Here is a 21108-nt window from a genome sequence, read left to right on the forward strand (position 1 = left end):
GAGTTGTTTTCCTTTTTCCCCTTTCCCCCGGCCCCTGTTCGCATCTTTGCGCCCGTCCGCCGGGTTGTGGGGGCGGGGGCGGCGGGCCGGGTGATTCAGGACTGGGCCAGCTGGATGTGGCAAGACCGAGTCAGCTGGGTGGTTCAGGGCTTGGGTCAGCTGGTCTCGCCGGCCAGGCTGAAGGAGGACAGCCGGTTGATGGCGGCCACGGTGCCGAGGACTGTGAAGATGGCGCTCATGACGATGGCGGTGGTCAAGCCGATCGTGGACTGCAGGATGGCGGTCGGGGCGATCTTGTCGGCGATGGTGATGACGTACTGGCCGATGGCCAGGTTCTTCGTGCCGCTGACGAAGTTTCCCAGCAGGCCCTCCCAGACCAGGATGTAGACCAGGCCGACGAGCACCGGGCGACGGCTGACCAGGCTGAAGAGCAGGAACAACGCGGTGTACGCCAGGGCGCCCACCACGGCGGCGACGGCCAGGGCGGCGCCCAGCTTGGCGGAGCCGGCCAGTATGCCGGTGACGAACAGCGGCACGGCTGACACCACGGCGGTCACTGAGGCGGCCACCGCGTACTTCGCCAGGATGATCTCGCGGCGGGGCAGCGGCTTGGTGAGGATGTGGACGATCGTGCCGTCGTCGATTTCGGAGCCGAGGACGCCGGTGCCGACGATCAGGGCGACCACGGGCAGCACCACGACGAGTCCCAGGCCGACGATGACCGCCTGACCCCACATGTCGGGCGACACACCGTACGCCCGGCAGAGTGCCGCCAGACCGATCAGCAGCAGTGGCAGCGGCAGGAGCAGCAGGGCCCGGCGGCGGCCGAAGAGGCCGCGCGCGGTGATGAAAGCGACCGTGGACATCAGCCCTCCAGCAGGTATGAGAAGACGCTCTCCAGGGACTCGTCGGACGGCACCACCTGGCGCAGCCGGATCCCCTGGTCGAGAGCGATGCGGGGCAGCACCCTGGTGAAGCTGCCGTAGTCGGAGGCCCGCACGGTCATGCCGGTGGCCTCGATCTCGATGCCGGCCACCGACTTCTCGGCGATCAGCGCGACGGCCAGCCGGCGGTCGTCGGAGCTGCGCACGGCGAAGACGTGCGGCCGGGTGGTCATCAGGCGGCGGATCTTGCGGTAGTCGCCGGACGCGGCCAGGCGGCCGGCCACGATGACCTGCACCAGTCCGGCGACCTGCTCGACCTCTTCGAGGATGTGCGAGCTGAACAGGATGGTGTGGCCGCGGTCGCCGAGCGAGTGCAGCAGCTCCATCATGTGCATCCGCTGGCGCGGGTCCATGCCGTTGAACGGCTCGTCGAGCAGCAGTACGCGCGGCTCGTGCACGAGCGCTGCGGCGACCCGGGTGCGCTGGCGCATGCCCTTGGAGAAGGTTTCGATGCGGCGTTCGGCGGCGTCGGTCATCTCGACGAGTTCGAGTGCGCGCTGGGCGGCGGCGGCCGGGTCCGGCAGTTTCTGCATCTTGGCGCAGGCGGTCACGAACTGGCGCGCGGTCAGGTAGCCGTGGACCGCTTCGCGTTCGGTGACGAGCCCGAGGTCGCGGTAGGCGGCCGGGTTGCGCCAGGTGGGCTTGCCGTCGATGGTGACGGTGCCCTTGGAGGGCGCCAGGAATCCGGCCATCATGTGCAGCACGGTGGTCTTGCCGGCACCGTTCGGCCCGAGCAGGCCGGTCACGCCGGGGTGCAGGGACATGGAGATGTCGTTGACCGCGACCACGTTGCCGTACCACCGGGAGACGGTGGACAACTCGACCACGCCGGTCGTGGTGGGCGTCTCGGCCGGGAGCGTCTGGGTGGTCACAGCGAGGCCACCTTCCGGTAGCGGGCCAGCAGGATGAGGAGGCAGGCGGCGATCAGGGAGACCGTCTCGATGCCGTAGATCGGACCGAACCGGCCCAGTTCCAGTTCGAAGTTTCCACCGAACCACTGCCCCACCCCGGCGAGCAGGGTCATCGGGCTGGCCAGCAGGGCCAGCTGGTTGGCGGTGGTGGAGGGCAGGGAGGACAGCACCCCGACGATCGGGGTGGTCACCAGGAAGACCGCCACGATGCCGCCGGCCGCGAACGCCTGCTTGCCGGTGAAGGAGGCGACCAGCAGTCCGATGGCGGCGAACATGAGCGCCCAGAGCAGGCTGTAACCCCAGCCGGGCAGCAGGTCGCCGAGCTCGTTGAACACGCCCTTGACGCCGTCCGTCGTGGTGAACGCGGCGCCGAGGAACATGATGAACTGCGGCACGCCGAGCAGCAGCCAGATCGCGGTGACCATGGCGGCGAACTTCGCGCTCACGTAGTCGGCGGCGCGCAGTGGCCGGCTGAAGTACAGCGGCAGGGTGCCGGACCGCAGGTCGCGGGAGACCAGCTGGGGCGCCACGATCGCGGTGAAGAAGATGATCAGGAAGCTCATCTGGCCGGCGAACTCGAGGTAGCTGAGAACCGACTCGCCGGCGATGGAGCGGATCGCGGCCACGATCACCGCGACGAGCAGCATGATGCCGAAGACCAGCCAGGGGAAGATCTTCGCCTTGGCGGAACGGCCCAGCCCGTACGCCGCGCGCAGCCCGTGCACATAGAGCGCCTGCTGCATCGCGAACCGGCCCAGACGCGGGCCGTCGTATCGCTGGTATCCGATGTCATGGATGACGCCGGCCTCAGACATCGACGGTCTCCTTCGTGGTGAAGAGCTCGGCGACGCGGTGCCGACGCTGGTCCAGGCGGTGCAGGTTGAGGTCGAGTTCGGTGACCGCGTGCAGGATCCGGTCGTACGCCTCGTCCGACTCCAGCGGCACGAGCAGCACCCGGCCTTCCCGGGTGACCGGCAGGCCGCGCTGGGCGAGGGCGGTGGCGAGTTCGTCGGTGCCGTCGGCGACCTCGACCGCCAGGATGTCGGATGCCTCGGTCATGGAGGAGATCCGGTCGGCGCGCAGCAGCCGGCCACCCTCGATGGCGATCAGCGAGTCGCAGATCCGTTCGACCTCGCCGAGCAGATGGGAGCAGACCACCACGGAGATGCCGAACTCGTTGCCGATCCGGTGAACGAGCTGGAGCATCGCGTCGCGGCCGGCCGGGTCGAGGCCGTTGGTGGGCTCGTCGAGCAGCAGCAGGTCGGGGTCGTGCACGAGCGCCTGGGCCAGCTTGACCCGCTGCTTCATGCCGGTGGAGTAGCCACCGATCTGCCGATACCGCTCCTCGTAGAGGCCGACGTGCCGCAGCGCCTCGGAGGCGCGTTCGCGGGCGGCGGTCTTCGGCAGCCCGCTCATCCGGCCCAGGTGGGTCACGAACTCGGCGGCCGAGACGTCCGGCGGCAGGCAGTCGTTCTCCGGCATGTAGCCGACACGGGCACGGACCTGGTCGGTCTGGGTGACGGGGTCGAGGTTGAAGACCCGGACGCTGCCGCCGCTGGGCGACAGCAGTCCGAGCATGATCTTGATGAAGGTGCTCTTGCCGGCGCCGTTGGCGCCGACCAGGCCGATGACGCCGGCATCGACGGCGACGGTCAGGTCCGCGAGGGCGGTCACCCCGCCGCCGTACGTCTTGGTCAGCCCGTCCGTAACGATGATGGTCACGGGCTCAGCCTAGAAAGCCACCGCACCCACGCGGATCGGGAAATCCCCTGAGGCTCTCTCAGGGTTTCTCAGCCTGCTCTCAGCTGACGCTCACCTGGAACACCGGCAGCTTGCCGAGCCGGCGATATTCGCGCAGCGCGGCGGGCGTACTGTCCACCGACGAGTCCTGGCCCTTGTGGTTGGCCGGGGTCTCGAAGTGCACCATCGCCTTGATCCGCGGGAACCGGCCGATCTGGTCGCCGACCTCCCGGTAGAACTCGGCCATGTGTCCCGGGTTCCGCTTGGAGAACCAGACGCCCCATTCGGCGACCATGAGCGGCTTGTCCGGATGGCGCCGGGTGACCCAGTTGTAGAAGCCGGGCCAGTGCGGTTTGCTGGCCGACCGGCGGTTGAGCAGCTCGTCGAAGTCGCCGTGGCCGTACCCGGGATCGCTGTAGGAGTACGTGTCGAAGCCGATCCAGTCGACCACGTCGTTGCCCGGGTACATGTGCTGGAACCAGCTCTTGGTGGTGTGCGGCACGTACGCCATGTGGACGAGGACGGTCACCACGTTGCTGGCGCCCTTGGCCCGCAGCCGCTTCACCACGTGCCGGAACATCGCCGCGTAGTCGCGGGCCGTGTAACCGGAGCCGGTCCGCTCGCGTACCTGGTCCTCGGCTTCGTGGTGGATCGCGAAGAAGAACTTCTCCCGGTAGTTGTGCCGGATGTGGGTGGCGAGGCGGTCCAGGAACTCGTCGGTACGCCGGTCGCCGCGGGCGATCTGGGCCCAGGTGGCGCTCTCCGGCTTCCAGTTGAGCAGCAGGATCCGCTTGCGGCCGGGTTCGCGGGAGATGGCGATCTCCTGCTCGGTCGGGAAGAGTTGCCGGATGCCGCGGTGGTAGGCGTGGAAGACGGCCTGGTGGCGGCCGGTCTTGCGCTCGAACTCGGCGAGCGCCTGTACGCCGCGGGCCTCGGTGCGCGCGCCCGGCGCGACGCCCCAGAGCACGCCGCAGGTGGGCACGAGATTGGAGCCGGTACGGCAGCGCCGCTCCCCGGACTCCTGGTGGTGACTGATCAGCCGGTCCACCCCGGCGCCGGTGGCCATGGGCAGCGGGTTCCAGGCCGGGGCCCCCGCGGGATCGGGAGCGAGCCGGTCGCGGAGCGGGGCCGGGGCGAACGTGCCGCCGGGCGCAGCGGGTGGGCCGAATGTCCCGCCGGGCTCGGCGGGGATGGCGAACGTGCCGTCAGGCGGCGTTGCGGTTGTCATGGTCGGGTCGACGAACGCGGGAGGGCCGTACGGAACCCCGAGCTGGTCGACGCCTCCGGTCCACGCCCAGGAAAGCGTGGCCGTCACGGACATGGCGAAGGCCGTGGTCAGCGCGGCGATGCGCAGGCTCTTTCTCACAATGGCCGAGTATCAAAGGATCATGCCCAAATGTCCAGTAACACCATGATTTAAACACAAATAGGTATTTTATAGGTTTCATCCTGATCGGGGAAAGATCACGATTCGATCGACGGCCCGGCTCGACCCACTTGGACGCGCCTGGAAAACTGTCCCCCAAACAGCAGCAGGGGGATTCGAAGTGAATGGTTCGGTACTTCCCGAGGACGTTCTCCGTGACGCTCCGTCCTTCACGCCGCGCCCCTATGAGCTGGCAGATCTCGAGCTGCTGCTCTCCGGTGCCTACGCTCCGCTGACCGGGTTCCTCGGCCGCGCCGATCTGGTCTCCCTGGCCCGCAACGGCCGCCTCGCCGACGGCACGCCGTGGCCGGTCCCGGTGACGTGCGAGGTCCCCGGCGAGGTGGCGTCCGCGCTGGACCCGTCCGACCCGGCCCGCCGCGCCCTGGTCCTGACCGACCTGGAGGGCGCCCCGGTCGCCGCCATCGACGTGACCGATGTCTGGCAGACCGGGCAGAACCGGTTCGGCATCGGGGGCCCGGTGCGCCGGATGGGCGACGGCGGGCACGGCCCGTTCCAGCGGTTGCGCCGCACTCCGGAGGAGGTCCGGGCACTCATGCCGCCGGGCCGGGTGCTCGGTGTGATCGCCGACCGGCCGCTGCACCGGCCACAACTGGCGCAGATCGCGCACGCCGCCCGTACCCTCGCGGCTCATCTCCTGATTCTGATCCCGGTCAGCGGGCCGGGACCGGACGGCCTGCCTCCGGAGGCGCTGGTCCGCTCGATCTTCGCGGCCCGCGACCGGATGCCGCCGGCGACCGTGGTGGCCGTGCCGCTGCTCACCCGTGGCGACGAGATGCGGGACGCGCTGCTGCGCGCCCGGGTCGCCGGCGCGTACGGCGTGACCCACGTGCTGTCCACCGGCGACACGCTGTCCGGGGCGGGTCTGCGCGTGCTGGTCCCGCGCGAGCTGGCCTACGACAACCGGGACGGCCAGTGGCGCTGGCGCGACGACATCCCGCCGCGCAACCGCCGCCTGGCGATGCCCCCGGCCGAGATCGACGACCTGCTGGACCGGGGTTTCCCGCTGCCCGAGTGGCACACCCCGCCGGCCGTCGCCAAGGAGCTGTCCCGGGTCCGCCCGCCGCGCCGGCACCGCGGCCTCGTGGTGTTCTTCACCGGGCTGTCCGGCTCCGGCAAGTCGACGGTCGCCCGCAACCTGGCCGACGCCATGCGGGAGAACGGGGACCGCACGATCACCCTGCTCGACGGCGACGTGGTGCGCCGCGAGCTGACCGCCGGGCTCGGGTTCAGCAAGGCCGACCGGGACCGCAACGTACGCCGGATCGGCTGGGTGGCCGCCGAGGTGGGCCGCCATCGGGGCATGGCAGTGGCCTGCCCGATCGCGCCCTATGACGCGGCCCGGCGGGCGGCGCGGCGGATGGCGGTGGAGGCCGGCGCCGGTTTCGTCCTCGTGCACGTGGCGACGCCGCTGGAGGTGTGCGAGAGCCGGGACCGCAAGGGCCTGTACGCCCGGGCACGCGCCGGCCAGCTGCGCGGCATGACCGGGATCGACGACCCGTACGAGGAGCCGGCCGACGCCGAGCTGACGCTCGACACCACGACCATGTCCGTCCCCGAGGCGGTCGAGATGGTGCTCGGCTACCTGGTCGAGAACGGGTGGGTGGAGCCCAAACTGAGCTGAACCCATCACCGGCGGCGGGATTGGGACGTTAGCCCTCTGGGGCGAAACGCCCAAACCGACACACCTTTCCCGGAAGGTCGCCGAAGACTGATGGAACCGTCCCGCCCCTCGTCCGATCTCTCGCACTACCTCGGTGCGTTCCGCCGGCACTGGTGGATCGCCCTGGTGGCCACGGGTGCCGGCCTGGGTGGCGGCGCGGTCCTGACCCAGGCCATGCCCAAGGTCTACGAATCGTCCGCATCGGTCCTCGTGGAGTCGGTCGGCCAGGACACCAACGCCGAAGGCGGCCGGACCAAGGGCACCGTCAACCTCGACACCGAGGCCCAGCTGGTCGGCTCCGGGGCGGTCGCGGTGAAGGCAGCCGGACTGCTGCGCAGCGACGTGTCGCCGATCGAGCTGGCCAAGTCGGTGTCGGTGCAGGTGCCGGCGAACACCACGGTTCTGGTGATCACCTTCAAGGCGGACGACCCGCGGGCAGCGCAGGCCGGTTCGCACGCGTTCGCGGAGGCTTACCTGCGCAACCGGGAGGAGACCGCCCGGGCCCAGCTGGACAAGCGGATCCGCTCGCTGAACCTCAAGGTCCGGCAGTTGACCACGGTTCTGACCGGGATCAACGCGAAACTCGCCGTCGCGCCCAAGGGCAGCTCGACCGAGAGCAACCTGCAGAGCCTGCGCAACAACTCGCAGAACCAGCTCAACTCGCTGACCGGACGGCTCAACGAGCTGACCACCACGATGGTCGGCGGCGGCAGCATCATCAGCGACTCCCGCCTGCCCGAGGAACCGACCAGCCCGAACGCGTGGCTCAACATCGGCACCGGCGGCATGCTCGGCCTGCTGCTCGGGCTCGGCCTGGCCTACCTGCGGGAACGCTTCGACCGGCGGCTCGTCACCCCCAACGACGTCCGTGACCGGGGCCGGGTCCCGGTACTTGCCGCGCTCGACGAACGCAGCACCCCGCACTTCGACGACGTGCTCCAGCCGTACGGACCGGGCGGCCGGGTATTCAACAGGCTGCGCAACGAGGTGCTGGCGGCCCTGCACGACGACGACCGGATCATCGTGGTCACCGGGACGAGCCGTGGATCGGCGAGCACCCTGGTCGCCGCGAACCTGGCCGCGGCGCTCGCCCGTACCGGAAGTGAAGTCGTTCTGATCGGTGCCCACCTGCCGGACAGCGTGATCGACGCCGCGCCGCTGGCCCGGATGTTCGGCGTGTCCGCGATGCCCGGCCTCTCCGACCTGCTGGCCGGCCGGGTGAGCCTGTCCAGCGCGCTGCAGCGCACCCCGCGCATCCCGTCGCTCCGGGTGGTCACCACCGGCGGCGCGGCAACCGCGGCCGGGCTGATGCAGTCGCAGCGGCTCAAGGACACCCTGCAGACGTTGCGCGAGCAGGGCGGATACGTGGTCATCGAGGCGCCGTCGACAAGCAGCAGCGCGGATGCCCAGAGTCTGGCCAGCCTGGCCGACGCGGCGATCCTCGCGGTCGAGCTGCGCCGGTCCCGGCGCCCCGCCCTGGTGGACGCCACCGAGCAGCTGCAGCGGGTGGGCACGCGCCTGCTCGGTGCGGTGGTGATGCCGCGGCTCGCCGCGATGCGCCCGACCGAACCGATCGCGCCCGCGGTCGCCCTGCCGGTATCCGGTGAGGCCGACGCCGACGCCGACGCCACGGCCGAGGGTCCGACCCAGCAGCTCTCGTTCGCCGGCCTGCAGCGGCCCGGCGGTCCGGACGGCGGCGACGCCACCGCGGTCATCGACCTCACCAGCACGGGCGCCGCGGACGGCGACGACAAATGATCGCGGTCGCGGCGGAAGCGCACGCCGGGCCCGCACCGCGAACCACCAAGAACCGGACGCTGCCGTCCTGGCCGGTCGCCGGCGTCCTGATGTTCTACCCGCTCTGGTGGGCGCTCGGCCTGGGCGTGCTGATCTTCCCGATGACGGCCGTGGTCATGCTCTTCCTGCTGATCCGCCGACGCGCGGCCGGCCGGACGCTGCGGCTGCCGCCGGGCTTCGCCTGGTGGGCGATCTTCCTGCTCGCGGTGGTGGTGAGCATCGCCGCACTGGGTGCGGATCCGCCGGGCACGGTCGCGGAACGCGCCAGCGAGCGGCTGGTCGCCGTCGTCTACAAGCTTTCGATGTACCTCTCGCTGACCGTTCTGCTGATCTACGCCGGCAACCTGACCGAGGCGGAGCTGTCCCGGCGGCGGCTCGTGCGGCTGCTCGGCGGCATGTTCGTGCTGACCGTGGCGGGCGGGCTGCTCGGCATGGTGGCCGGGAACTTCGAGTTCACCTCGCCGATCGAGTGGCTGCTGCCGTCCGGGGTGCGCAACAAGGGTTTCGTACGGTCGCTCGTCCATCCGTACGCCGCACAGATCATGGACATCGTCGGTGACGCCAAGCCGCGCCCGGCCGCACCGTGGGGCTACACCAACACCTGGGGCAACAACTTCTGCCTGCTCGCGCCGTGGCTGGTGGTGGCCGCCTGGTGGAGCCGCAGCTCCGGCAAGAAGTTCCTGGCCGTGCTCTGCCTGGCCGTCTCGGTGGTGCCGGCGGTCGCCTCGCTGAACCGGGGCCTGTGGATCGGTGTCGGCCTGCTGCTCCTCTACGTGGCGTTCCGCTACGTGCTGGCCGGCCGGCTGTGGATCCTGGCGCTGCTGCCGGTGGTGACGGCCGGCCTGGCGCTGGCCATGATCGCCACACCGCTCGGCGACACGGTGCAGGCCCGGCTGGACAACGGCAAGTCCAACGGCGTCCGCTCGTTCCTCATCGACAAGGCCGTCGACGGATTCTTCGGCTCGCCGGTCATCGGGTACGGCGGCACCCGTAACACCCTCGGCGGGCGCAACTCGATCACCGTGGGTGAGAGCGCGGGTTGTGAGCGCTGCGGCAACTTCACGGTCGGTGGCAACGGGCAGCTCTGGCAGTTGATCTATGCGCACGGTGCGGCCGGCACCGTGGGCTATCTGGGCTTCTTCGCGTACGGCCTGTGGCGGTTCCGCCGGGACCGCAGCCCGATCGGCATCGCCGGCAGCGCTGCGCTCGTGACGTCGTTCTCCGCGATGCTCTGGTACAACTCGCTGGTCACCCCCCTGGCCTTCATGGTTCTGGCATATGCGCTGCTCTGGCGCAACTGGACAGATGGGGAGAACACTTGAGCCCGGTTAAGACCGCCCCCGCGGCACTGACCGCCGGAGACGCTGCTCTCCGGACCCAGTACCTGACCGAGGTGCTCGGACTGCTCTATCCACGGCCGTGCCGGACGGATGGCACGCCCGGCCCGCTCGTGACCGAGTATCTGGTGGTCCCGAACGCACACCGGCCACGCCTGCTGGTGCCGACCCTCTCCCCCGCGGTCGCCGCGGCCGCGGTACGCAGATACGCCGAACCGCAGTCCCGGATGGCCCGGCTCAAGCGCGACGCCGTGGTGGCGGCCGTGCACGCCCGCGCCACCGGATTGCTGTTCCGCGACCGGATCCGGGTGACCGGCCCGGTCTCGGCCGGCATCGACGGGTACCTCAGCGAGGCTCTGCGCCGCGACCTGGCGGTGAGCATCCACATCGGGCCGGCGCGGGCCAACCGCAAACCGGTGCTCCAGCTGCTCAGCCCGGACGGCGACACCTTCGCCTTCGGCAAGATCGGCACCGGCCCGCTGACCCGGACCCTGGTCAAGGCCGAGACCGCGGCCCTGACCACGCTTGGCGGCAGCGGACTGAGCAAGCTGACCGTGCCACGGTTGCTGCACGCCGGGCAGTGGCGGGGCATGCAGGTGCTGGTCCAGTCGGCGCTGCCGGTGTGGCTGCCCCGGGCGCCGCTGACCCAGCGCCGGCTGACCGCCGCGATGCTCGACATCGCCGGCTGCTGCGGGCACACGACCGGGCCGCTGACCGGCAGCGGGTACTGGCACGAGCTGAAGTCCCGGCTGGCCGCGGTCGCTGACCGGCCGGAGGGCTCCGGCCTGGCCGCCGCGGTGGACGTGCTGGCCGCGCACAGCGGGGAGACCGCGTTGCGGTACGGCGCGTGGCACGGCGACTGGGCTCCGTGGAACATGGCGAACCTCGCCGACACGCTGCTCGTCTGGGACTGGGAGCGGTTCGCCACCGGTGTGCCGCTCGGTTTCGACGCCATCCACCACGAGCTGCAGAAACGTATTCAATCCACCGGCGACGCCCGGGCCGCGGTCGAGGCGACCGTACAGCGGGCCGACGAGTTGCTCGCCCCCTTCGGGGTGGCGCCGGTGGCCCGCGAGATCACCGCTCTGCTCTACCTGGTCGACCTCGCGGTCCGTTACCTGACCGACAAACAGGCCGAGGCCGGTGCCCGGCTCGGTGTGCTGGGGACCTGGCTGCTGCCGGTGCTGATCCGGCGTGTGGAGGAGCTGTAGCCATGCATGTACGCAATCTGCCGGCCCCGGTGAAACGGGTCGTGCATCTGGGCTCCCGCTCGTACGGCCGGCTCACCGCCGAGAGCCGGATGCTGCCGTCGTTCCTGATCTGCGGCGGGCAGCGCTGCGGCACCACGTCGCTGTACCGCGCGCTGGCCGCCCACCCGGTGGTGCTCAAGGCGGTGCTGCACAAGGGCGTGCACTACTTCGACACGTCGTACGACCGGGGGGCGGGCTGGTACCGCGGCCACTTCCCGACGTTGCGCAGCGCGGAACGGATCGGCGAGAAGTACGGGGTCCGGGCGCAGACGTTCGAGTCCAGCCCGTACTACATGTACCACCCGCAGGCGGCCGCCCGGATCGCGCGCGACCTGCCGTACGCCAAGCTCGTGGTCCTGGTCCGGGACCCGGTGGAACGTGCCTACTCGCAGCACCACCACGAGGTGGCCCGCGCCTACGAGTCGGAGCAGGACTTCGGGTCCGCGCTGACCCTGGAGCCGGCCCGGCTGCACCGCCAGGAGGAACGGCTCACGCTCGATCCCGGCTACTACAGCTTCGCTCACCAGCATCACGCCTACCGGGCCCGCGGCGAGTACGCCCGCTACCTGAGCGTGATGGCCCAGCACGTCGGCCGGGAACGCATCCACGTGGTGGAGAGCGAGCGGTTCTTCACCGAGCCGGAGGCCGTGTACGACGAGGTGTGCGGGTTCCTCGGGCTGCCGGTGGGGCTTCCGTACCCGGCTTTCGACCGGCACAACGCCCGGCCGCGGCAGGCCGAGATGGACCCGGGTCTGCGCCGTGACCTGAGCGAGTACTACCGGCCGCACGACGAGGCGCTGGCCGGATGGCTGGGACACACCCCCGTGTGGCGCCGCGGGTGACGGCGACCGCTGAACCGCTCGACCGGGCCCGCGAGACCCGGGGCGCGGCCCGTGGCGGACTGGCCAACATGGCCGGTTCGGTGCTGGCCGGCGGCACCGGGGTTGCGGTCACCTGGATCGTGGCGCGGGCGCTCGGACCCGAGGAAGCCGGTGCGTTCTTCGCCGCGACGGCCGCGTTCGTGCTTGTCGGCGGCCTGGCGAAGCTCGGTACCAACACCGGCCTGGTGTACTGGCCGGCCCGGCTGCGGGCCACCGGACAGGACCGCCTGCTGGGGGCCTGCCTGCGCGCGGGAATCCCGCCGGTGGTGGTGTTCTCACTGCTCCTGGCGGTGGCGATGTGGCTGGCCGCGCCGTGGATCGCCCAGCTCACGGCGGGCGGCTCGCCGGACGTGATCGGCCGGCACACCACGGGGCTTCGGGTCCTGGCCGTCTTCGTCCCGCTGCAGGCTCTCACCGACGTGCTGCTCACCGTGACCCGCGGCTACCGGAGCATGCGGCCGACCGTGCTGCTGGACCGGCTGCTGCGCAGCGGGTTGCAGCTGCTGGCGGTCGGCGCGGCCGGGGTCGCCGCGATGTGGGCGTCGGCCTCCCTGCCGGTGTTCGCGCTGGCCTGGGCCGCCCCGTACCTGCCGGTTGCGGTTCTCGCGGCCTTCGCGGCGCGCCGGGCGTACCGCACAGGTCTGGATCTCTCCGAGACCAGCCGGAGCGAGCGACGGCGGGTGAGCCGGGATTTCTGGGTCTTCACCGGTCCCCGGGCGGTGGCCGCGGTCGCCCAGCTGGCGTTGCAGCGGGTGGACGTGCTGCTGGTGGCGGCGCTGGGCGGGCTGGCACCGGCGGCGGTCTACGCGGTGGCCGGGCGGTTCGTGGTGCTGATCCAATTCGCCAACCAAGGGCTGTCACAGTCGGTGCAGCCGCGGCTCGCCGAGGCGCTCAGCACCGGCGATCACGCGGCCGCCAAGCGCCTGTACCAGACCGCGACCGGCTGGCTCGTACTGGTGACGTGGCCGATCTGCCTGCTGGTGATCGCGTTCGCGCCGCACTATCTGAGCCTGTTCGGTGCCGGGTACGCCGCCGGGGCGCCCGTGGTGCTGGTGCTGGCCGCCGCGATGCTGCTGGCGACCGGCTGCGGAATGGTCGACATGGTGCTCGCCATGGCCGGCCGCACCTCGGCGAACCTGGCCAACGTGCTGATCGCCCTGGCCGTCACCGTCGGCCTGGACGTGCTGCTGATCCCGCGCTGGGGCGCGCTCGGCGCAGCGATCGGGCTGGCCGGGGCCATGGTGGTGAACAACCTGCTGCCACTGGCGCAGGTCTACCGCAGCACCCGTCTGCACCCGTTCGGGCGCGGCACCCTTCTCGGGGCGTCGCTCGCCGTGGTTTGTTTCGGATTTGTCGTTGTTTTTCCGGCTGCGCTGGTCATTGCCGTCCCGGCGTACGCCGCGGGGGTCTGGCTGCTGCGCGGACCGTTGACGCTCGGCGCATTTAGGAGGAAATCTTGACCAGCGATTACACCGAGGTGTTCCAGGACACCGAGGCGGTCGAGAAGTACGAGACCGTGACGTACGCCCCGGACAGCTACGCGTCACGGATCAACGATCGGCAACGGGACTACCTGCGGTCCCTGGTCCGCCGCGAGTTCACCGAGAACCCGCCGGTGCACCACGACTTCGCCTGCGGCACCGGCCGGGCGATCCGCGCGCTGCACGGCCTGGTCCGGGAGGCCCACGGGTACGACACGTCGGCCGAGATGATGGCGAAGGCGGCCGAGGTCGGATCCCGGGCGTACTGGCACCGGGTGGACGGCGAAGGTCCCGTGCCGCAGCCGGTGGCGGCCGGCTTCCCGGCGATCGTCACGATCTTCCGGCTGCTGCTCAACGTGGACGACAGCATCCGCGACCGGGCTCTCGCCTTCGCCGCCAAGGTGCTGCCGCACCGCGGGTCCGGGGTGCTCGTGGTGGAGAACCACGGCAACGCCGGTTCGGTACGGCATCTGCGCGCCCGGCGGCACGACGGCGAGCGATGGTTCGCCGAACTCTCCCACGAGCAGGTCGAAGAGCTGCTGGCCCGGCACGGGTTCGAGATCGTGGAGCGGCGCGGGTTCTCGATGCTCACCCCGTCACTGCACGACAGCCGGATGGCGCGGATCGCCGACGCGGCTGCTCGCAAACTGCCCGGCAGCGACGGGTACGCGGTCAACGTCCTCTACACCGCCCGGCGCGTCCATGCGTAGGTTCCTGCCGGCGCTCCTGGCAGTGCTCCTGCTGGGTGGGTGCTGGTCGGACGATCGCGAGGAGCCGGCCCCGCAACCGTCGCCCGACCTGTCCGCACCGCCGCGCGCGGTGGCGGTCAACCCAGGGCCGTTCGAGGCGGGGCCGTACAAGCCACCCCGTCGCGGCGCGCTGTTCGGGGCCTGGATCAAGCCCGAGGAACTGACCCATGTGGGCCGGCTCACCGCGGTGGCGGCGCTGGAGAAGTCGATGGGGCGGCGGCTGGACTTCATCAACACGTACCGGCGGTTCGAACAGATGATGGGCACCCCCTCGGACGAGGCGTTCCTCGCCGACGGCGCCTCCCTGATGATCAGCTGGGCGACCGGTGACAACCGGTCCATCCTGGCCGGTGAGCACGACGACCTGATCCGGAAGCAGGCAGTCGCGATCCGGAAGATCAAGAAGCCGGTGCTGCTGCGGATGCGCTGGGAGATGGACCGGCCCAACCTGCAGGCCACCATGTGGTCCGGCGAGGACTACATCGCCGCCTGGCGGTACGTCCGCAAGATCTTCCAGCAGGAGAAGACCGAGAACGTGTCCTGGGTGTGGTGCCCCACCGCCGAGGGCTTCATCCGCGGTGACGCCCCCGCCTTCTACCCCGGCGACGACCAGGTCGACTGGACCTGCGTGGACGTTTACGCCGGATTCGAGTTCCGGCCGATCGGGCAGCTGATGGGACCGTTCCTCGAGTGGGCCGCCCAGCGACCGAAACCGATCGTGATCGGCGAGTTCGGGGTGGCCAAGGCGTGGGGCTCGGACTCCCGGGCCGCCTGGCTCAAGGACGCCGAGCGGACCTTCAAGGCGAACAAGCAGATCAAGGCGATCGCCTACTTCGAGTCCGACCCGGAGGGGAACGGCCCCAATCAGCAGTTCCAGCTGACCGGGGACAAACGTGCCTTCCGGGCCTTCCAGCGGCTGGTGCAGGACCCGTACTTCAACCGCTGATCCGCTCGAGGAACTCCAGGCGGTTGCCATGACCGTCGGCCGAGTAGAGCCGCCGGTGACCCGGGAAGTGGGGATCCCACTCGACCGGGTGGCCGGCGGCCTCGAGCGTGCCCGCCAGAGCGTCGAGGTCGCTGATCAGCACGCCGGGGTGCGACTTGCGGGCCGGGACGAAGTCCGGGACCGGGGACAGGTGCACCTCCCAGCCACCCGCGCGGAACCAGCAGCCACCACGGGCCGCGAGCACCGGCGGCTTGACGACCTCGGCCATGCCGAGGACGCCGCTGTAGAACGCACGGGCCTCGCCCTCGCCGCCCGGTGGGATCAGAAGCTGCACATGGTGCAGGTCATCGATACGGAAACCCATACCCCGACCTTAACAGTACGCGCGTACGGTTAGCCAGCCGCCAAAAAGTGTCGTACGTGTGTTCCATAGTTGGCTCAGTCAGCCAGGCCGAGCCCGACGGGGGTGTCACGGTGTCCTACCTCGACGACTTCTTCGACGAACAGAGCGAGATCATCGAGAAGTTCGGCTGGGCCGTCGTGCACGTGGTCCCGACCGAAGATGATCCCCCCGACACGGTTCCGTTCGCCTACACGGTCGGCCTGACCGGCTACGGCTTCCCCGAGCTGATCATCGCCGGACTGCCACCGGAGTCGGGACACGTGCTGCTCAACGAGATGGCCGGGCGGGTGTGCGACGAGGGCCTGCTGCTGCGGCACGGGCACCGCATCCTCGGGCTGCTCGACGGGCAGGACGTCCGGGTGGTGGCCGGCGAGATCGGCGAGGTGCTGTTCCCCGGTGCGGCGCTGATGCGCTACGGGGACGGGCGGGTGCGGCTGCTGCAGCTCGTCTGGCCCGATCCCGGTGATCGGTTCCCCTGGCAGAGCGGTTACGACTCGGCCGGCCATCCCCAGCCGACCATCGGTGCGCTGCTCGTGCGGGCCGGGCAGCGATGCCGGACGTTCCGCGGCATCCCCGGCACCCGAGCCCAGCGGGCCAGAAGACGGGCCGGCTTCCCCGGCGGTGAGGGCGGTCAGCCGTGAGAGCCGGCGGCGTTCGGGGCCGGTTGTTCAGCGGCGGCGGGCCCGGGCCAGCAGGCGCAGAGCGTAGGGGGCGTCGTGCCGCAGATAGCGGCCGGCCAGGCGCCGGGGCTCGATGCCCAGCCGGTGCGCCCACTCCAGGCCGCTGCGCTGCATCCAGCGGGGAGCCCGCTCGACGTCCCCGGCGACGAAATTGACGGCAGCACCGCACCCGACGAACCAGGCGCGGGGCAGCTGGGGGCGCAGTCGTTCGATGACCAGCTCCTGCTTGGGGAAGCCGAGCCCCACGAACACCATGTCCGGCTCGGCGGCCACGACCTTGGCACAGACATCGGCGTAGGTGGCCTCGTCCTCCTCGAACCCGAACGGCGGACTGACGGTCCCCGCAATCCGCAGGCCCGGACACTCGCGGGCCAGCCGGGCGGCGGCTCGGGCGGCACCGTCCCGCACGCTCTTCGCCGCGCTCCTCTTCGCCACGCCACTTCCCAGCAGGTTCTTCTTCGCCGCGCCGCTTCGAGCCGGGCCGCTTGCCGCGCCGTTTCCGGCTGGCTCGCCCTCCACCTCGCCGTTTGCAGCCGCGTCGTCTCCGGCCGGGCGGTTTCGGGCTGGGTCGCTCTTCGCCGCGCCGGCGGCGGCCGGGGTTCCACCGATCACGAAGATCGAGCGGGAGTCGCGGCCGAGGCCCTCGGAGAGCGACCAGATCAGGCTGCTGCCGGCCACCCGCTCGGGCAGCGGCGCACCGCCCAGGCGGCTGGCCCAGATCAGCGGCATGCCGTCGGCAACGATCAGATCGGCGTCGTGAAGGTGCCGGCGAACCGACGGATCGGCGGACGCACGGCGCAGAATGTCGACGTTGGGGGTGATGATCCGGCCGCCGCGACCGTAGGCGAGCGACTCCCGGACAACGGCTACGACCTCGTCTTCGGTGATGCGGTCGATACCCGTCCCATCCAGGTCCACACGGTCGAAAGCCTCGATAGTCACCTAACGCCTCCTTCTGCCTGCTTCACTCGTTACCAGAGCGAAACGAGCGAAGGCGAGCCAAAGTGGCAGAAGTGCTTTTTCTGGGCGGATTAGGACGAAGCGGTACAACCCTCGTCGAACGCCTGCTCGGTGAGCTTCCCGGGATGTGCGCGCTGGGCGAGGTCGTCCACCTGTGGCAACGCGACCTCCGCGACGACGAGCGGTGCGGCTGCGGCTCCCGCTTCTCCGGCTGCACCTTCTGGCGGCGAGTCGGTGACCTGGCCTTCAACGGCTGGACGAACGTCGACGTGGCCCGGGTGCACGCCCTCCGCGACGCGGTGGAACGGACCCGGCACATCCCGCGCCTGGCCACCGCCGGCGCCGCCTCCCCAGAGGTACGCGAGTACGCCTCCTACTACGCCCGGGTCTACGCCGCGGCTGCCGAGGTGGCCGGCGCCCGCGTAGTGATCGACTCCTCCAAGCACTCGTCGCTCGCTCACGTGCTGCGCTGGGCCGACGACGTCGACCTGCGGGTGGTGCACGTGGTCCGGGACGCCCGCGGTGTCGCGTACTCGTGGACCAAGAAGGTGACCCGCCCGGAGACCGACGGCGCCGACGAGATGACCCGCTACTCCCCCGGCCGTTCGGCGCTGCTCTGGAACGCCCACAACGCCGCTTTCGGCCTGCTCGCCCGCCGCGGCGTACCGGTCCGGCGGATCCGCTACGAGGAGTTCCTCACCGACCCGCGGGCCGGCTTGATCCACCTGGCCGACTTCGCCGGCGTCAAGCTGCACCCCGAGGACCTCGAGTTCCTCCGCAACGGGCACGCCGACCTGCGGGTCGGGCACAGTGCCGCCGGCAATCCGATGCGTTTCACGGTCGGCCGGCTGCCTCTGCGCCGCGACGACGCGTGGGTGCGCGCCCTGCCGAGCGGGCAGCGCCGGCTGGTCGGCGCGGTCTGCGGGCCACTGCTCCGGGCGTACGGGTATCCGCTCAACATCACATCGGAGGCGTGATGAACTGGCCGTCCGTCGGGGTCGTGATCCCCACCCGGAACCGCCCCGAGCTGGTCCGCCGCGCGATCGCCGCGGTACGAGGGCAGCGTTACCCGGGTGAGCTGAAGGTCGTGGTCGTCTACGACCAGACCGAGCCGGACTATCTGCTCGCCTCGACCGACGGTGTGCCGGTTCTGGTGCTCACCAACTGGCGGGCCTCCGGCCTGGCGGGCGCGCGCAACACCGGCCTGCTGGCGCTGGACACCGAGCTGATGGCGTTCTGCGACGACGACGACCAGTGGCTGCCGGACAAGCTGCGCCGTCAGGTGGCCGCGCTGCTTGCCGAACCCGAGGCGGAGTTCGCCACGTGCGCGATCGAGGTGGAGTACGAGGGCCGCTGCACCCCGCGGCTGGCCGGCCACTCCCGGGTGACCGTCGGCGATCTGGCCCGTTCCCGGATGTCGATGCTGCACTCGTCCTCGTTCCTGATCCGCCGGGAGGCTCTGGACCCGGAGCGGATCGGGCTGGTCGCCGAGGACGCACCGGGCAGCCAGAACGAGGATTGGGATCTTCTTCTCAGGGCGGCCCGCCGCGCGCCGATCGTTCATCTGGACGAGCCGCTGGTCCGGGTGCTGTGGGGACGGACCTCGCATTACGCGTACGAGTACGCCACCAAGATCTCGTCGCTGCGCTGGATGATGCAGCGGCACCCGGAGATCAGCGGCTGCCGGCCGGGCGCGGCCCGGGTCTACGGTCAGCTGGCGTGCTGGTCGGCGGCGTCCGGCAACCGGACCGCGGCCTGGCGTTACACCCGTGAGGCGGTCCGGGCGAACTGGCGCGAACCGCGCACCGCGATCGCGCTCGCGGCGATGACGGGTGCGGTGAAGGTGGAGAACGTCCTTTCAGCGCTGCACAAGCGGGGCCGGGGTATCTGAACTCACCCTTTCAAACCGACCCGATCACAGGGTACCGTTCGGATGTGTTCGAATTAGTGCGGTATAACGACCTGGGCCAGCGTCACGACTGTGGCCGGCACCACTGATGCTGGCACAGCAGAGACAGGCCGCGATCCTCGACCGGGTCCGTGCCTCGGGCGGTGTCCGGGTCACCGAGCTCGCCACCGAGTTCGCCGTCTCCGACATGACCATCCGCCGCGACCTGGAAGCGCTTGCCGAACGCGGCCTGCTGGCGAAGGTACATGGCGGCGCGACCACCGTCAGTCCCGGATCGGCGCACGAGCCGGGTTTCACCGCCAAGTCGGTACGCGAGCGCGGCGAGAAGGCCGCCATCGCAATGCGCGCCGCGGCCCTGGTCTCCCCCGGTGACGCCATCGCCCTCTCGGCCGGCACCACCACCGCCGAGCTGGCCCAGCGCCTCGTCGACGTCCCGTCGCTGACCGTGGTGACCAACTCGATCCCGGTCGCTGACGTGTTCTACCGGGGCGGGCGGGCGGACCAGACCGTGGTGCTCACCGGCGGTACCCGTACGCCCTCGGATGCCCTCGTCGGCCCGGTCGCGGTCGCCGCCATCGGCACGCTGCACCTGGACATGCTGTTCCTCGGCGTGCACGGGATGAGCGAGCGGGCCGGATACACCACGCCCAACCTGATGGAGGCCGACGTCAACCGGGCCCTGGTGGAGGCAGCCGAGCGCCTGGTCGTGCTCGCCGACCACACCAAGTGGGGCACCGTCGGTATCTCCTCGATCGTGCCGCTGGCCCGCGCCCACGTCCTGATCACCGACGACGGGCTGGACGAGGACGCGCGCGAACTGCTCTCGGAAACCGTTCCTGAACTCGTGGTGGTGAACCCCCAGTGACCCCGACCCGGTCGGCTGTCCGTCTCTCCGACGGCCGTGAGCTGATCTACTTCGACGAATCCCCGGACAGCGGGCGTGCGGGCTTCCCCGACACCCGGCAGCTTCCGCCCCCGCCGCCGGCCTCCCAGCTGCGCCACGACCCGCTGACCGACGAGTGGATCGCGGTCGCCGCACACCGCAACACCCGCACGTTCCTGCCGCCGTCGGACGCGTGCCCGCTCTGCCCGAGCAGCGACCGGTTCGCCAGCGAGATCCCGGCACCCGACTACGACGTCGTCGTCTTCGAGAACCAGTTCCCGTCGTTCAGCGACCGGATCGTGCCGGACGAGATCACCCAGGTCACCGATCTGGTGCCGGTGCGGCCGGGCCTCGGCCGCTGCGAGGTGGTCTGCTTCACCAGCGATCATGACGCGGCCTTCGGCTCACTTCCGCCGGCGCGTGTCCGTACCGTCGTCGATGCACTTGCCGACCGCACCGCCGAGCTCTCCGGCCTGCCCGGTGTCGCGCAGGTCTTCCCGTTCGAGAACCGGGGCGTCGAGATCGGCGTGACGCTGCACCACCCGCACGGGCAGATCTACGCCTACCCGACGGTGACGCCGAAGACGGCGGCCTACCTGCGTGCCGCCGCGCGGCACGCGGAGAGGACCGGCGGGCGCAATCTCTACGCCGACGTCCTCGCCGCCGAACAGGAGGCGAAGGTACGGGTGATCGCCGCCAACGAGCACTGGACGGCGTACGTGCCGGCCGCTGCTCGCTGGCCGTTCGAGGTCCACCTGGCCCCGCACCGGCACGTTCCCGACCTGCCCGCGCTGACCGACGCGGAACGCGACGCGTTCGGCCCGATCTACCTCGATCTGCTGCGCCGCTTCGACGGGCTGTTCGGCAAGCCGATGCCCTACATCTCGGCGTGGCACCAGGCGGTCGTCGGCGAGGGCCGTGAGCTGGGCTATCTGCACCTGCAGCTGTTCAGCATCCGCCGCGCCGCGGACAAGCTGAAGTACCTGGCCGGATCCGAGTCGGCGATGGGCGCCTTCGTCAACGACATCGTCCCGGAGGCCGCGGCCCAGCGGCTGCGCGACATCTGAGCGGCACCACGAAGCGGGGAGGCCCGGGACAAGGCCTCCCGCTTCGTCAACGAGCCGGGCCGT

At 70.6% G+C, this 21108-nt stretch carries 20 protein-coding genes; 13 read left to right on the forward strand and 7 right to left on the reverse strand.

Annotated elements, in window-relative coordinates:
• Positions 1-155: 155 nt before the first annotated feature.
• The 5 genes from AB0G04_RS16565 to AB0G04_RS16585 all read right to left on the reverse strand — a co-directional run bounded on the left by AB0G04_RS16565 (position 156) and on the right by AB0G04_RS16585 (position 4961).
• Positions 156-866 carry an ABC transporter permease gene (locus AB0G04_RS16565; protein ID WP_360982845.1) on the reverse strand — a complete coding sequence of 237 codons (711 nt, stop codon included), beginning with the start codon at positions 864-866 and terminating at the stop codon, positions 156-158.
• Complete coding sequence (locus tag AB0G04_RS16570) at positions 866-1816, reverse strand: ABC transporter ATP-binding protein (RefSeq protein WP_360982847.1); 951 nt, start codon at positions 1814-1816, stop codon at positions 866-868. The genes AB0G04_RS16565 and AB0G04_RS16570 overlap by 1 nt, the downstream gene beginning before the upstream one ends.
• A complete protein-coding gene (locus AB0G04_RS16575; RefSeq protein WP_360982849.1) occupies positions 1813-2670 on the reverse strand; it encodes an ABC transporter permease in 858 nt (285 codons plus the stop codon). The genes AB0G04_RS16570 and AB0G04_RS16575 overlap by 4 nt, the downstream gene beginning before the upstream one ends.
• Positions 2663-3577 carry an ABC transporter ATP-binding protein gene (locus AB0G04_RS16580; RefSeq protein WP_360982851.1) on the reverse strand — a complete coding sequence of 305 codons (915 nt, stop codon included), beginning with the start codon at positions 3575-3577 and terminating at the stop codon, positions 2663-2665. Before AB0G04_RS16580 ends, AB0G04_RS16575 begins: the two co-directional genes overlap by 8 nt.
• A gap of 79 nt (positions 3578-3656) precedes the next feature.
• The gene (locus AB0G04_RS16585) at positions 3657-4961 is read right to left on the reverse strand and encodes a glycosyl hydrolase (protein ID WP_360982853.1); all 1305 of its coding nucleotides are present in this window, start codon (positions 4959-4961) and stop codon (positions 3657-3659) included.
• Between the two features lie 181 nt (positions 4962-5142).
• On the opposite strand from AB0G04_RS16585, the gene cysC reads away from it, so the two are divergent.
• From cysC to AB0G04_RS16625, 8 genes are all read left to right on the forward strand, one after another.
• Positions 5143-6663: an adenylyl-sulfate kinase gene (cysC, locus tag AB0G04_RS16590; protein ID WP_360982855.1), complete on the forward strand. Its 1521-nt coding sequence runs from the start codon at positions 5143-5145 to the stop codon at positions 6661-6663.
• A 90-nt stretch (positions 6664-6753) separates the two neighbouring features.
• Positions 6754-8460, forward strand: a complete 1707-nt coding sequence (locus AB0G04_RS16595) for a Wzz/FepE/Etk N-terminal domain-containing protein (protein WP_360982857.1) — start codon at positions 6754-6756, stop codon at positions 8458-8460.
• The gene (locus AB0G04_RS16600; RefSeq protein WP_360982859.1) at positions 8457-9821 is read left to right on the forward strand and encodes a hypothetical protein; all 1365 of its coding nucleotides are present in this window, start codon (positions 8457-8459) and stop codon (positions 9819-9821) included. The genes AB0G04_RS16595 and AB0G04_RS16600 overlap by 4 nt, the downstream gene beginning before the upstream one ends.
• The gene (locus AB0G04_RS16605) at positions 9818-11047 is read left to right on the forward strand and encodes a hypothetical protein (RefSeq protein WP_360982861.1); all 1230 of its coding nucleotides are present in this window, start codon (positions 9818-9820) and stop codon (positions 11045-11047) included. Before AB0G04_RS16600 ends, AB0G04_RS16605 begins: the two co-directional genes overlap by 4 nt.
• 2 nt (positions 11048-11049) lie before the next feature.
• Positions 11050-11928 carry a sulfotransferase gene (locus AB0G04_RS16610; protein ID WP_360982863.1) on the forward strand — a complete coding sequence of 293 codons (879 nt, stop codon included), beginning with the start codon at positions 11050-11052 and terminating at the stop codon, positions 11926-11928.
• Positions 11925-13427 (forward strand): lipopolysaccharide biosynthesis protein, encoded by a 1503-nt coding sequence (locus tag AB0G04_RS16615; RefSeq protein ID WP_360982865.1) that lies wholly within the window; start codon positions 11925-11927, stop codon positions 13425-13427. The genes AB0G04_RS16610 and AB0G04_RS16615 overlap by 4 nt, the downstream gene beginning before the upstream one ends.
• Complete coding sequence (locus AB0G04_RS16620; RefSeq protein ID WP_360982867.1) at positions 13424-14158, forward strand: class I SAM-dependent methyltransferase; 735 nt, start codon at positions 13424-13426, stop codon at positions 14156-14158. The genes AB0G04_RS16615 and AB0G04_RS16620 overlap by 4 nt, the downstream gene beginning before the upstream one ends.
• The gene (locus AB0G04_RS16625) at positions 14151-15143 is read left to right on the forward strand and encodes a glycosyl hydrolase (protein WP_360982869.1); all 993 of its coding nucleotides are present in this window, start codon (positions 14151-14153) and stop codon (positions 15141-15143) included. Before AB0G04_RS16620 ends, AB0G04_RS16625 begins: the two co-directional genes overlap by 8 nt.
• On the opposite strand, the gene AB0G04_RS16630 is transcribed toward AB0G04_RS16625, so the two are convergent.
• On the reverse strand, positions 15133-15507 hold the full coding sequence (locus tag AB0G04_RS16630) for a glyoxalase (RefSeq protein WP_360982871.1): 375 nt from the start codon (positions 15505-15507) through the stop codon (positions 15133-15135). The genes AB0G04_RS16625 and AB0G04_RS16630 overlap by 11 nt on opposite strands.
• Before the next feature lie 110 nt (positions 15508-15617).
• Here AB0G04_RS16630 and AB0G04_RS16635 point away from each other — a divergent pair, with 110 nt between their 5' ends.
• Positions 15618-16187: a DUF4262 domain-containing protein gene (locus tag AB0G04_RS16635; protein ID WP_360982873.1), complete on the forward strand. Its 570-nt coding sequence runs from the start codon at positions 15618-15620 to the stop codon at positions 16185-16187.
• Between the two features lie 27 nt (positions 16188-16214).
• Here the strand turns inward: AB0G04_RS16635 and AB0G04_RS16640 are convergent, their stop codons facing one another.
• Complete coding sequence (locus AB0G04_RS16640; RefSeq protein ID WP_360982875.1) at positions 16215-17168, reverse strand: WecB/TagA/CpsF family glycosyltransferase; 954 nt, start codon at positions 17166-17168, stop codon at positions 16215-16217.
• Between the two features lie 71 nt (positions 17169-17239).
• On the opposite strand from AB0G04_RS16640, the gene AB0G04_RS16645 reads away from it, so the two are divergent.
• From AB0G04_RS16645 to galT, 4 genes are all read left to right on the forward strand, one after another.
• Complete coding sequence (locus AB0G04_RS16645; protein ID WP_360982877.1) at positions 17240-18163, forward strand: sulfotransferase; 924 nt, start codon at positions 17240-17242, stop codon at positions 18161-18163.
• On the forward strand, positions 18163-19077 hold the full coding sequence (locus AB0G04_RS16650; RefSeq protein WP_360982879.1) for a glycosyltransferase family A protein: 915 nt from the start codon (positions 18163-18165) through the stop codon (positions 19075-19077). Before AB0G04_RS16645 ends, AB0G04_RS16650 begins: the two co-directional genes overlap by 1 nt.
• Positions 19078-19183: 106 nt before the next feature.
• On the forward strand, positions 19184-19960 hold the full coding sequence (locus AB0G04_RS16655) for a DeoR/GlpR family DNA-binding transcription regulator (RefSeq protein WP_360982881.1): 777 nt from the start codon (positions 19184-19186) through the stop codon (positions 19958-19960).
• Positions 19957-21045 carry a galactose-1-phosphate uridylyltransferase gene (galT, locus tag AB0G04_RS16660; protein WP_360982883.1) on the forward strand — a complete coding sequence of 363 codons (1089 nt, stop codon included), beginning with the start codon at positions 19957-19959 and terminating at the stop codon, positions 21043-21045. Before AB0G04_RS16655 ends, galT begins: the two co-directional genes overlap by 4 nt.
• Positions 21046-21108 lie beyond the last annotated feature (63 nt).

The organism is Actinoplanes sp. NPDC023801, from assembly GCF_040639655.1.
In the GTDB taxonomy this organism is placed as follows: Bacteria; Actinomycetota; Actinomycetes; order Mycobacteriales; family Micromonosporaceae; genus Actinoplanes.

Coding starts and splice junctions, on each gene's coding strand:
- AB0G04_RS16565 (WP_360982845.1), bottom strand. CDS start 866: ATGTCCACGGTCGCTTTCATCACCGCGCGCGGCCTCTTCGGCCGCCGC.
- AB0G04_RS16575 (WP_360982849.1), bottom strand. CDS start 2,670: ATGTCTGAGGCCGGCGTCATCCATGACATCGGATACCAGCGATACGAC.
- AB0G04_RS16595 (WP_360982857.1), top strand. CDS start 6,754: ATGGAACCGTCCCGCCCCTCGTCCGATCTCTCGCACTACCTCGGTGCG.
- AB0G04_RS16600 (WP_360982859.1), top strand. CDS start 8,457: ATGATCGCGGTCGCGGCGGAAGCGCACGCCGGGCCCGCACCGCGAACC.
- AB0G04_RS16610 (WP_360982863.1), top strand. CDS start 11,050: ATGCATGTACGCAATCTGCCGGCCCCGGTGAAACGGGTCGTGCATCTG.
- AB0G04_RS16625 (WP_360982869.1), top strand. CDS start 14,151: ATGCGTAGGTTCCTGCCGGCGCTCCTGGCAGTGCTCCTGCTGGGTGGG.
- AB0G04_RS16630 (WP_360982871.1), bottom strand. CDS start 15,507: ATGGGTTTCCGTATCGATGACCTGCACCATGTGCAGCTTCTGATCCCA.
- AB0G04_RS16650 (WP_360982879.1), top strand. CDS start 18,163: ATGAACTGGCCGTCCGTCGGGGTCGTGATCCCCACCCGGAACCGCCCC.
- AB0G04_RS16655 (WP_360982881.1), top strand. CDS start 19,184: ATGCTGGCACAGCAGAGACAGGCCGCGATCCTCGACCGGGTCCGTGCC.